Source organism: Methanobrevibacter sp., from assembly GCF_045116495.1.
Classification (GTDB): Archaea; Methanobacteriota; Methanobacteria; order Methanobacteriales; family Methanobacteriaceae; genus Methanocatella.
In genome coordinates, this window is record NZ_JBGULU010000024.1 from 1 (window position 1) to 12,388 (window position 12,388).

Genomic DNA, 12,388 nt, shown 5'->3' on the forward strand with positions numbered 1-12,388 from the left:
AAAATAAATTAGCTTAAAATTAATAATTATGCTATTATATGATTTATGAAAAATCCGGCTGATTAAAATATAAAATACCATTGCAAATGTATCTTAAAATAATCAATGATTAAAAATAACAGCATGCAAAAGACGATGAAATTGAAAGAAATTTATATGGCAGAGGTTAAATTTCCCCCGTCAACTCATAAGTTTTCCTACAAAAATGAAGTGGCCGAATTATTAAAAGTAGCTTTGATTAAAAGTGTATACAATAGATTTTCTAGTGAAATTATGATAGCTATATTTAAAATGTTAATGTTATGGTTAAAAAAAATTAAAATTAATTAGGTTAATCTATCATTAACACAGAAACTTTTCTAAATTGTATATCACCACAATGATGAAAAATGAAAACACAACCGAACAATTCAAAAAACTGTGTAAAAAGGACGGTTAATGAAAGCGAAAAATGAAAATGTTTAAATTAATGATATTTTTGATATGCATTTATTAATCAATACTATTCATATATTTAATTAATTATTAAAGGCAGGTATAAACATGGTATTCGACAGATTCAAAAAAGCGCTCAAGTTAGGCAAAAATTCCAATGAAAACACCTCAACTGAAACCTACTCTGAACCTATAGAAAATGAGATTCCAAAAGAACCGGTGAAAACAGAAGGACCAAACTTCACATTCCTCGAATCCCTGATTAATTCAGGCGAGAAAAATATCAAACTTGATTCAGACATCATTCTGGATGACGATGAAGCCTCCGAGTATGAAAACGGAATTTATATTACCTCAGATGACATAGTTATTGATGGTAATGGCTATACTATAGATGCAAGAGGAAAAGCCAGAATTTTTAGAATAGCTTCACCTGTAACGATTAAAAACATTACTCTAATCAACGGATACTGTGAAGATGACGGCGGAGCAATATATGCATGGAATAATTTAAACCTGATTAATGTGCAGTTTTCAGGCAATCATTCAGATGATTCCGGAGGGGCTGTTGGAAACCGGGAAGACTTAAACATCAGGGACTGCCTATTTGAAAACAATTCCTCAAAGGCGTATGGGGGAGCACTTTTAAGCACATTTGACAGCGATTTAAATATCGACAACTGCGAATTCAAAAACAACCACTGCCAAAACAAGGGAGGTGCAATACACAACATCAACAAAATGACACTCACCAATTCCATATTAAAGAATAACACCTCACCAATCGGAGGGGCAATAAACAGCATCTCAACCGAAGCGGAGATAACCGACACACAGTTCAGTGAAAATCATTCGGATGGCAGAGGATGTGATTACTATCAGGAATCAGGAAATATTAAATTCAAAAACGTCAGTTTCTCCTCATTCAAACGCATGTCTGTTCATAGTGAAGAATACCGGTCCTTTGACAATGTCTATCACATAGAATTTGATGACTGCAGATTCAACAGTTCAGCCTTTGATGAATTCATGGAAAAATTGAATAACTCAAGGAGGAATTTCACATATCTCGACAAGCTTTTGAAATATTATGACGGTGAAATCATTCTGGATTCAGACATTGTTCTGGATGACAGTGAAATATCAGAATTTGAGAAAGGTATCCAAATAGATGTACAGGGAACCGTCCTGAATGGAAACGGCCACAGCATTGATGCAAGGGGAAAGTTGAGAATATTCTATGTCGACCAGCCATTTACATTAAAAAACATTACCCTGAAAAATGGCTATGACCGAAACAGCGGCGGAGCGATATATAACAACAACGACCTGCTTTTGGAAGAAGTGACCTTCATTAAAAACACCTCCGGAAATTGGGGAGGAGCAATAGCTGATCAGAGCATTATAAATACCGGAACAAAAATGATATCCTGTAATTTTTATGAAAATGAGGGAGTGTCAGGATCATGCATATTTGAACCTTCAGGTCCGCTGGAAGTTGTAAACTGCAGATTTGAAAGAAACACAGGATATAACGGGATTATAGATACATTGTACGATGATACTGAAATAGTGATTAAAAATTCAGTATTCCATGAAAATTCCTTAAGAAATTCAGGAGTGATATACAACAGTTCAAAAACAAAAATCTTCAATTGCATTTTCAGCCAGAATTCCGCTCTAACAGGTGGTGCAATTGAAAATATTAAAGAAATTACAGTAATCAAATCACAATTCAGGGAAAATACTTCTGAAGAAAAGGGCGGTGCAGTGTATAATCGAATGGGCGGAAATGCAATGTTTCAAGAATGCATTTTTGAAAAAAACAATTCCGGCCAGGGCGCCGGATTTAACAATGAAGAAGGCAAAATCGAAATCAGGGACTGTGAAATATCAAATCATGCCTCTGATGTCGCAGTCATCTATACAAACGATTATTTTGAATCTTCAGATTCAACTTTTAAAGACAATACTACCAGTTCCGTTATGCTGAATGATGAAAAAAGCGATTTGATTATTATAAATGGAGATATAATAAATAACACTACCGAATATGGCGCAATAAATAACAGAGGAAGAGATTCCATCATAACCCGAGCATCATTTAAAAACAATCATGCAAAACAGCCAGATTCCTCCGACATATTCAATGAAACAGAAATGACCCTGAATGGCATTAAAATTGAGAATGAAGGTAAAAGCATAGCCAATAAAGGAAAACTGTACCTAAAAAATTTGCCAGAAAACTTCAAAGAGCACATTTCATGTGAAGGGATAATTATCCCCGTGGGAGGAATACTAAAAGAAGGATTCAATTTCACATATCTGGATAAACTGATTCATAACAGCGAAACAAATGAGATTACTCTCAGCGAAGACATCATATTAGATGTTAATGAAAAAGATTTCTATGAAGGCGGAATTGAATTGGACATTGACGGACTGGTCATTGACGGAAACGGCAAAACAATTGACGGAGACGGAAATTCAAGAATATTTCTGATTACCGCAAAAGGCATCACCCTTAAAAATATCAATTTCAAAAACGGGTTTGTGTTCAAAAACTATGAAAATAAACTGAATGGTGGAGGAATCATACACAATAACGCCTACGGCGAAGTCACAATTGAAAACTGTAATTTTGAAAACGGCGTTTCAGAAAACAACGGTGGCGCAATAAACAATTATGGGGAACTGACTTTAAACGATGTTAAATTTGAAAACAATATAACCAGAAGACTTGGCGGTGCAATATATACATATAAAAATTCCAAAACTACAATCAGCAATGCAAAATTCAACAACAATGTATCTGAGGACAGCCAAGGAGGCGCAATTTACAATAGAAATGAATTGCACATAACTTCCGCAAGATTCATAGGGAATGTGAGTGAAGGAGATGGCGGAGCAATATTCAACTGCAGAGGAAAATTAGACCTGATTGACACCAGATTCACAGACAATATTTCATCAACCAGCGGAGGAGCCATTAAATCACATCAGGAAAGCCGAATAACTGTAATCAACAACATATTTGAAAACAACAATGCAATGTATGGAGGGGCCATAAATCTCTATTACTGTGATTCAATGACAATAAGAAATTCCGAATTTAACAAAAACCAATCTACACATAGGGGCGGAGTCATATATAACAATTCCTGCAAAAACATTGAAATATATGAATCCTCTTTTACAGATAATAACTGTCCTAAAGAGGGTGGAGTTATACACTGCTCTTCCGGAACCATAAAAATTTTTGATTGCGTATTTGACGGAAATGAAGCCGGTGAAGGTGGAGCGATATACGAAATTATCGGATCCATTGACATCACAAATTCAACAATAAAAAACAGCACAGCTTCAAAAGGAGGAGCAATATATAATGGAAATTACTTAAGGCTATTCAACACCTCATTTGAAAACAACAAGGCCGATGACGGGGCAGGAATATACAATCTCCGCTTAAGAATAGGAAATAATCCTTTTGCACCTCCTAAAACAGAAAGTAAAATAACAATAAATAACGTGACTTTCAGGAATAACATCTCAAACAACAGGGGAGGGGCATTATATAACGAAGATACCGGCATAATCCGGGGAGATGGCGTAACGTTTGACGGCAATAAAGCAAATGAAGGCGATAATATTTGGGCTGAAAACGATGACGACATAAACATTTCATCAGTCAATAAAGTTGGAGGCGGATTGGGAGGCATTTTTAAACGTTAAGGCTGTAAACTCCTAATCAAATTATCCAAAAACTATCGCAGAAGATTGCTCAAATTGGAAGAGACATCAGAATTGATAATGTTATATAAAACTGATATATTCAACAATTTCTTTTTCATTTTCATCCCTTGGAGCAACATATTCTGCATGAAGACTCACCCTGTCAACATCAGGCAAAGCACGCTTGTCCACTTTACCGTTGACGTTCAAAGGAATTTCATCCAATCTCATGACAATTAATTAAATCAAATTTAAATTTAATTGTACAATAATTCAAAAAAAAATCCTCCCCCTTGATATAATTTAGTTTAAATGTTTATTGTTATAAGACTATAAAATTTATCAATTTTTTTATATGATATAATAAATATCTAATGTTTTTTTGAAAAAATTAGCAAAAGTAAGGGTAATTCAACAGTACTAAAAAACAGTTTTTTTGAAGTGAAAAAATATTGGAAAAAAACCAGTGTAATTCAAAAAATCAAAATTTAATATATGATAAGTTAGATATAAATTATAGAATATTTGAATGAATATCAATATTGAGTATAAAAACTTATACAAGAGCAAAAATACATTAAAAAGCAATAAATACTGCAAACTTCTCAATTTATGAATGAAAACTTGAAACGTTTTCCAAAAACTCTGTTTTCAGTAAATTAAGACTTTTATACCATTTAAGAATTCATGATTAACCAACACATCAGTTGAAATTCAATTGCTAGACAATAAATGTATTTATGTGATAAAATTAGGGCTATGGCTTAAAAACATGTGTTTTGATTTTGAATTTGCTTAATGAATAAACAGCAATCAGAATACAGCTGCCAAATTTTGTAAAAACTGAAATCCTAACAGAAGATGAAGATACGTGATTAGAATAAAAAAATGGTCAAATTGAATCTGAAAGGCCGAAAATTATATATGGTGAGTAAATGCTTGGAAAAAAAATGGTGAGAGACATACTAAAACATAAAGCCCAATTCATATCTATTTTTTTAATGGCATTTTTAGGAGTTTTTGTTTTTACAGGCGTCAGTGGTGAATACATTGGTCTTGAAGTCAACATTGCAGATTATTATGAGGAAACCAACCTGGCCGATGGCTGGATTTACTCACCTTTCCTAAATGATCTCTTTCTCGAACAGGTGAATCTTTTAGGTCCGACTACACAAATGGAAAGGCAGCTGGTTGTCGATTCGGTGGGGAACTTTGAAAATGACCCCGAAATTACGCTGCACTTTGTAGAAAACAATACAATATCCAAATTCTATTTATTGGAAGGCAAGCCACTGGACATTAATGACAGTGAGGGAGTATGGCTTGATAAAAACTTTGCTGAAGCCAAAGGATTGAAAATTGGAGACAGCATCAGTTTTGAAAGTGAAGGATACGTTATCGAGAAGGAAATCAAAGGATTGGGATATTCACCTGAATACGTTTTTCATGCATCACCTTATTCATTAATGCCCGATTACGATAAAATCGGCTTTGCTTACATGTCTTATAAAGCATTTCCTGAAGAAACAGTCCCGTATAATGTTTTAAACGTTAAATTTGAAGATTCTCCAGACACATTTGCCAAATTACTGGATTATCGTTTAAATGGATATTACAGTACATTTGTTCAGCAAGCAGACCACCCAAGTGTTTATCAGTTTTCAGAAGAAATTGCCCGACACAAAATGATGGCGGATATTTTCCCACTTGTATTCATCATTGTTTCAATGTTAATGCTTTTGACAACAATGACAAGGATAATCACACATCAAAGAATGCAGATAGGCATATTGAAAGCTAACGGATTTAAAAACAGTACAATAATCCTGCATTATATATCATATGGATTCTTCTTAGTATTATCAGGTTCCATTTTAGGTCTGATTTTGGGGCCGATACTAATACCTCAAATATTCTATCCGTCAATGATTAGATCATATAGTCTGCCTGTATGGAGTTCCGCCGGAAATATGACTTTTATATATTTGGTGGTTTTAATGGTTATATTTTCACTTGCAGTTTCATATTATGCCGTTTCAAGCATTTCAAATGAAAGACCTTCAGATGCCATCAGGCCAAAGGCGCCTAAAGTATCAACATCAGGATTCGTTGAAAGATTGAATATTTGGAAAAAGCTATCATTCAATTTCCGCTGGAATTATAGGGATATTAAAAGAAATAGAATGAGAAGCATCATGACTGTTATAGGAGTTATGGGCTGCAGTGCACTTTTAATTGGTTCATTTGGATTATATGACGGGATGAATGATACAAAAGAATGGGAATATGGTCAAATTAATCATTATGATTCAAAATTAATAATAGATGATAATACATCAGTATCACAGATTGATAAAGCCCTCAGCGATGTTAACGGAGCAAAAATAATGGAAGAGAACATCGAACTCGAAACAGGTGAAACGAATAAATTGGGAGATTTACTGGTTTTAAACAGCACGGATTTGATAACGCACACGGACAAGGATAAGAATAAAATAGAAATCGAAAACGATGAATTATCAATTTCACAAAAAATGGCAGATATGTTAAATGTGGGTATTGGCGATACCGTTGAATGGCACATTATGGGGTCCGACAAATGGGTTAAAACAAAAATTGACAAAATCCATGCAGATCCTATAAAACAAGGTTTAATTATGTCCCCACATAAATTGGATGAATTGGGATTGAATTACACTACAACCGGTATCATAACCTCACAGCATGTGAACAAAACATATGACGGCTTTAAAACAACCAGTACACTTGATGATATTGAAAAGAGCTGGGACGAACTAACCCAAACAGTATGGCTGTACATTTACATATTGTCATTCTTCGCATGTATTTTGGCAGTCGTCGTTCTGTATAATTTAGGATTGCTGTCATTTACAGAAATTGAAAGGGAAATTGCAACACTTAAGGTACTCGGATTTAAAAGCAAAGCCTTAAGAAGATTGCTGTTAACACAAAACCTGATATTTACAACTATTGGGTTTATACTAGGCGTGCCTTTAGGCATATATGTCCTAACTTTAATGTGGTCATCTTCAGGAACTTCATTTTATGTGATACCTTCATTAACTATTACAAATCTTCTGTTATCTGCTGCAATTACATTTTCACTGTCAATAATTGTAAATCTGATGTTTTCAAATAAAATCAAGAATTTGGACATGGTTGAATCATTAAAAGCAACAGATTAATATTCAATTCATTCTACCAGTTAAATCAGAACGTCAAAAATAGTTTTTGGATGAAATATAAAAAAAATAAAATAAAAAAAGAGAATAATGTTTATTCTTTATGTTTTTTATCAGATTGTTTGGATTTGACTCTTAAGTTTTTGTAGCCGCATTTTCTGCATTTCACAGCCCTAATTGAGTTATGGGCATGACATCTTAAACAGATTTTAACGTTTAAATTTCTGTTTGCGGCTGCTTTTATCCCTTCTGGAGTCAACAGACTTTTGTCAAAACTCTTCATACTAATACCTCCTTTTAATTGTCAGCCCAATAAGGCTGTAAACTTAAATGGTAATTTATTTCGAATTATATTTAAATCACTTAAAGGATTTGCTTTATGGGAGGCATTGATGGAGTATACACAACAATTTCAAAAAATCAAATGTTGAAATTGGTTAAAAATACAAAACAGATTAAAAAATGATGAATTAAGATGCTTTGCAGATTCCTGCAAGTAAAAATAAAAAAAAGTAATGAAGACTCGCCCCTGTTTAAAGGCGAGAGATATTAAATTATGTATAAAATATTATATAAGTTTTTTCGGATTTTCCCCAAACAATTTATATTGTCTGAGTACCATTGAAAGACAAAATACATTTGTCCGAACAGTTTAGCTTCAAACTAGTCATAATCTTTAATCGAAGCGGTTAAAAATTCAAATTCGTCCAAAAGCTCATCCACTTCATTTTTTTCATCCGCAGACATAGTGACAAGCAATTCATCTGTAATCAAATCCAGTTTTTTAATAATCTGCTTCAGCACGGTGATGTTCGATTTTATTTCCCCTTCAATTTTAGGAGAATATTCATCGGCCGATTTAATCATGAGCATTATCCTGTCTGCCCTTTTGGTAAATATTCTCTCGGAACTGTCAATGATTGAATTGAACTTTTCATTGGTAAGTTGAGGTGAAGGAAAACGCTTTTCAATAATTTCACGAGTTTTTTCCTGCTTTAAATTAAATTGTGCCATTAAATCTTCAGTTTCGGTTTTAAGAATTTCAAATTCCTCAGGAATTGGTGTTTCGGATTTAACCGATTCCATTCCATGGTCCAGTTTAAACTCATCAATCAGCTCCTGAGTAATCAGATCCCTGTGTAACAGAATATTTTTGGATACCAGAAAGCGATTGAATTCAAAGTTCAAAATGCCCAATCTGTTTTGAAGGCCATTTTTTCGTATCAGTTTCTTGTTGTGTTCCTGTGTCTGATTCCAATAGCCTCTTTTGAAATGATCAAATCCCATGAATTTAATTTAACCATTTTTAATTATATATTTTTCCATTTCACAATCGGACAAATGGGATTGCCCGAAAACAGTATGTAAAACAGAAAATTAGAGATAATTGATTTTTGGACAGTGCTTCTGTTCACGGGGAAATCCTTTCGGTTTTTGAATCATAGGACATCCTACACCTCCCCTTTTGATTTCAAATTTCCCAGAATATATCAGCTCTCCATTTTCACCATATGCATTGCCGTCATAGGGTGCATTAGGTCCATAACCTCTAGTCAGACTCCATTGGCCTTCAAAGCGAAGCTGTCCTGAAGGGTAATATTCCTTTCCCAGAACAATTCCTTTGATGTCAAATATTCCTTCCCTGTATACATTGCCGTTTTCAAAATAGGCTGTTCCGAATCCATATGGTGAATTGTGAAGAGTATTTCCCTCATACAGGAGGTTTCCATACTCATCGAATATCCTTTTGTGCACAATCTTATCCCAGGGACAATAATTTATCTTATCATAGAATTTTGACTCGGAAATGATGTCGGCGTCACCAACCTTATCGACTGAAACGGAATTGTATGTTTTATCAACAACGTCAATTGAAAACAGTAAACCTTCTTCATGTTGGCTTTCAAATCCGTTTTCCTTAAGGAATCTGATTAATTTCAACTTCCCCTCATCTGATGATATCTTTACATAATAATGTCTGCTTTTGATTAGTGGAGAATATTGCCTTACGTGTTTTTTAAAGCTGTCAATTGCCTCTGATTTATCAGGATTGGCTGATTTCATTTCAAGCTGGAGGCAATAGCATTTCCATGCATCTGCATATTTTTCCATTTCTATCAGCTGGTCACATCTTAAGCTAAGACAGGTTTCATATGTCCTTTTCAAAAAATCAAGATCTCTTTCATCATCCACTCCTATCTGAAATATTTTATCATAACAGTCAAGGGCCTTGCCGTATTCCTCCCAATCCATAAATACATCTGCTTTTAAATCCAAATAATATGTGTTTTTGGGATACATTATCAGGGCATTGTTTAAAAGTGTCAGCGCATCATCATTTTTACCCAGAAGATTCAGACATCTTGCCTTATATCCCAATGCCCTTTCATTATTGAAATCAATATCTAAAATTTCATCGCATGTCCTAATGGCTTGCATATATTTACTCTCATTGTATAATCTTCTGCATTCATCAAGCAGTTTTTTAACCGGCATTAAAGTATCCCTCCCGTTTAGCTATTTAATTTAACATTTCAAAGCCTTCATTTCTGTCAGTCAGAATCATTCCTGAATGATAGTTTAACCACATATTTTGTTAATAAAATGTTAGTAAAATGATGCATATAAATGTTTCTTCCAATATTAAAATCACGATTACAATTCAAATTGAAAAAACATGGTGATTTTAAAATCAAAAATTTTTTAAAAATTTAGGATTCAAATCCAATGAAAAAAAAACTCATCAAAAAGACCCATAACAACCACCGATTTGACAATATACAACAGAAATCACTTATTTTATCCAATAGAATACTCCTTTTTGAATTATAATCTACTGTTAAAATGACAATTATATTCTAATAATTTATCCTATTCATGACGAACAAAACTTTGAAAAATAAGTTTTGAATAGCCGATAGCTATGTTAACTTTATATAATATAAAAATCAGATATTTAATTGGAAAAACTTTCGAGTTTTTCTGCAAACAATATTCACCCTAGGGTATTGTATCAAATATTGATTAAAGTATAATACAATTTTTTAATGTAGAAATCTGATTAAGCGGATTGTTATTTGGTTTACACATCTTTGCACAAAAAGCTGAATAATATTAATTTGATTTTTGCAAAAACGCAAAAAACACGATTTAATCAATAGACGTCTTTTGGGAAAATGTTTTGGTTAATTTTTAACCTTAACATTTTCAAATTGAGTTCAATTATTCTTATTTTATTTTTATCCATAGACAGGCAAATTATCAATGGCATTAATCAGATTAATTGCTGTAAGTGTCTTATTGTCCTGAGTGTCACTTTGGGCGGTTTCAAACAGAATCACATTATGATTGTTTTTTTCAATAGGTATTGTTACCCATTCAGGTGAAGTACCTGCATTGACAGTAACTATTGGATAACCAGTAATTTCACTAATCCTGTAAGCATATTCATTATTTTCTGCTGATTTGTTATCTATTATACCCACATATCTCTGTAAATCCCAATAGCTTTCCATTTCATGAACATCAACAACAACGTAAGGATCATAAGTCTCGATATCCGGAACAACATATTCATGGGCAAGCAATTCCCCCATGTGCCTGTTGGTATCATAATCCGTGATATTCATTCCGCTGTCCTTGAAATTAAGTTTGATGAAGTATACGATGTATTTTTTACTCAGATTGTTTTCCTTGGTGAACTTTATAATTGTATCATTTGTGGCATTGTGAATGCCGCCTTCAAGGCTATGAACTCCCAATATCAGTATTGCAGTATCGTTTGATGATTCATTGCCGCATGTTATTTTATAAACGGTACCGTTGGAGTTGTTTCCAATTATTGTTGTGTATTCATCTAAAATAGGAGTGTCCGGTTGAACTTTCTGCTGTGTAAAAGTAGTTATTCCTGCAAAAATAACCAGCAAAACCAATACTGCCAATAAAATTTTAATCAGTTTTTTCATGCAATCATTTTATATTTTTATCATAAAGGCATATAAATATTTAGAAAAAATATCAAGAAATATTGAATTTAAAGTCGTGAATCCTAAAAATAATCTTTTATAACAATTTTAGAATAATATATTATCTTTTTAATCAGTATTTTTCATCATGTATTTTCTGCCAGTCAACTTCCCGTTGTTTCACTACTTTAGGATGATTATCGATATTTCCAAGAGCAAGAATTGCAAGAGGCTTCATGTGCTTTGGTATATTGAACTTTTCCTGAAGGACCTGCTCCAGACCATTTCCGTTGACGTCTTCACGTGTTCTCATCTGAACCCAGCAGCTTCCAAGACCCATTGCATCACTAGCTAAGTGCATGTATGCCATTGATATTGATGCATCCTCAATCCACAGATTGCTTTTGGAGGAATCTGCGATAACAAGAATAGCCGCACCGGCTGTTTTTAGAAGTTTTGTGCCTATCTTTCTAATCTCTGACAGTTCAATTATTGTCTTTTTGTCCTGAATGAGAATCAAATCAACAGTCTTGAGATTGTTTCCTGTTGGAGAAGTTATTCCGATTTTTAAAATCTCTTTTAGGATCTCTTCATCAATCGGAGTATCATCATATTTGCGCACACTTCTTCTGTTTTCAAAAATTTCTGATATGTTCATGGTAATGATTTTGGTTGGTGATGCAATTATTCTTTTTGGTATTGCTAAAAACCATTATACTGAATGAATTGAAGAGATTTCTTCAAGCATTCATGCATTGTATAATGGTCAAATTCTTTAAACCTGAAAATTATCAAGTTTATCGACAATTTTATTTCCATTGTCAGTTAATCGGTACAGTCTGCCTTTTTTGGCTTCGGGATTGATGCATTCAACAAGACCATGATCTTTCAAATCCTTTAGATTGTTGGACACATGATTTGTAATGATGCCTGTTTCAACTGCAATCATTGAAGGTATCTTAACCTCGCCCTGAAGGGATTTCATTACTTTTGCCCTGTTTTTAGATCGGATGACAAATCCCACTTCAGCCCAAAGTTCATCTGATAGTTCCA

9 protein-coding genes are annotated in these 12,388 nt (G+C 33.5%); 2 read left to right on the plus strand and 7 right to left on the minus strand.

The window, feature by feature from the left end; all coding sequences use genetic code 11:
* Positions 1-543 precede the first annotated feature (543 nt).
* On the plus strand, positions 544-4,167 hold the full coding sequence (locus ACJMLH_RS01180) for a right-handed parallel beta-helix repeat-containing protein (RefSeq protein ID WP_405274108.1): 3,624 nt from the start codon (positions 544-546) through the stop codon (positions 4,165-4,167).
* An 81-nt stretch (positions 4,168-4,248) separates the two neighbouring features.
* Here ACJMLH_RS01180 and ACJMLH_RS01185 read toward each other — a convergent pair whose 3' ends face one another.
* A complete protein-coding gene (locus tag ACJMLH_RS01185) occupies positions 4,249-4,398 on the minus strand; it encodes a hypothetical protein (protein WP_405274109.1) in 150 nt (49 codons plus the stop codon).
* 704 nt (positions 4,399-5,102) lie between these two features.
* Here ACJMLH_RS01185 and ACJMLH_RS01190 point away from each other — a divergent pair.
* A complete protein-coding gene (locus ACJMLH_RS01190; RefSeq protein WP_405274110.1) occupies positions 5,103-7,373 on the plus strand; it encodes an ABC transporter permease in 2,271 nt (756 codons plus the stop codon).
* A 91-nt stretch (positions 7,374-7,464) separates the two neighbouring features.
* On the opposite strand, the gene ACJMLH_RS01195 is transcribed toward ACJMLH_RS01190, so the two are convergent.
* The 6 genes from ACJMLH_RS01195 to ACJMLH_RS01220 all read right to left on the minus strand — a co-directional run.
* Entirely contained in the window at positions 7,465-7,653 is a 189-nt protein-coding gene (locus tag ACJMLH_RS01195; RefSeq protein WP_405274111.1) for a 50S ribosomal protein L40e, read from the minus strand.
* 380 nt (positions 7,654-8,033) lie between these two features.
* The gene (locus ACJMLH_RS01200; protein ID WP_405274112.1) at positions 8,034-8,657 is read right to left on the minus strand and encodes a hypothetical protein; all 624 of its coding nucleotides are present in this window, start codon (positions 8,655-8,657) and stop codon (positions 8,034-8,036) included.
* A 90-nt stretch (positions 8,658-8,747) separates the two neighbouring features.
* Positions 8,748-9,866: a tetratricopeptide repeat protein gene (locus tag ACJMLH_RS01205; protein WP_405274113.1), complete on the minus strand. Its 1,119-nt coding sequence runs from the start codon at positions 9,864-9,866 to the stop codon at positions 8,748-8,750.
* A gap of 743 nt (positions 9,867-10,609) precedes the next feature.
* A complete protein-coding gene (locus ACJMLH_RS01210) occupies positions 10,610-11,335 on the minus strand; it encodes a hypothetical protein (RefSeq protein WP_405274114.1) in 726 nt (241 codons plus the stop codon).
* 133 nt (positions 11,336-11,468) lie between these two features.
* On the minus strand, positions 11,469-11,993 hold the full coding sequence (locus ACJMLH_RS01215) for a nitroreductase family protein (protein ID WP_405274115.1): 525 nt from the start codon (positions 11,991-11,993) through the stop codon (positions 11,469-11,471).
* A gap of 117 nt (positions 11,994-12,110) precedes the next feature.
* Positions 12,111-12,388 (minus strand): transcriptional regulator (locus tag ACJMLH_RS01220; protein WP_405274116.1); only part of this gene is annotated, 278 nt, incomplete at its 5' end.

Bases quoted from the DNA above. Each gene is read 5' to 3' on its own strand.
- ACJMLH_RS01205 (WP_405274113.1), bottom strand. From the start codon at position 9,866: ATGCCGGTTAAAAAACTGCTTGATGAATGCAGAAGATTATACAATGAG.
- ACJMLH_RS01210 (WP_405274114.1), bottom strand. From the start codon at position 11,335: ATGAAAAAACTGATTAAAATTTTATTGGCAGTATTGGTTTTGCTGGTT.
- ACJMLH_RS01190 (WP_405274110.1), top strand. From the start codon at position 5,103: ATGCTTGGAAAAAAAATGGTGAGAGACATACTAAAACATAAAGCCCAA.
- ACJMLH_RS01195 (WP_405274111.1), bottom strand. From the start codon at position 7,653: ATGAAGAGTTTTGACAAAAGTCTGTTGACTCCAGAAGGGATAAAAGCA.
- ACJMLH_RS01180 (WP_405274108.1), top strand. From the start codon at position 544: ATGGTATTCGACAGATTCAAAAAAGCGCTCAAGTTAGGCAAAAATTCC.
- ACJMLH_RS01185 (WP_405274109.1), bottom strand. From the start codon at position 4,398: ATGAGATTGGATGAAATTCCTTTGAACGTCAACGGTAAAGTGGACAAG.
- ACJMLH_RS01200 (WP_405274112.1), bottom strand. From the start codon at position 8,657: ATGGGATTTGATCATTTCAAAAGAGGCTATTGGAATCAGACACAGGAA.
- ACJMLH_RS01215 (WP_405274115.1), bottom strand. From the start codon at position 11,993: ATGAACATATCAGAAATTTTTGAAAACAGAAGAAGTGTGCGCAAATAT.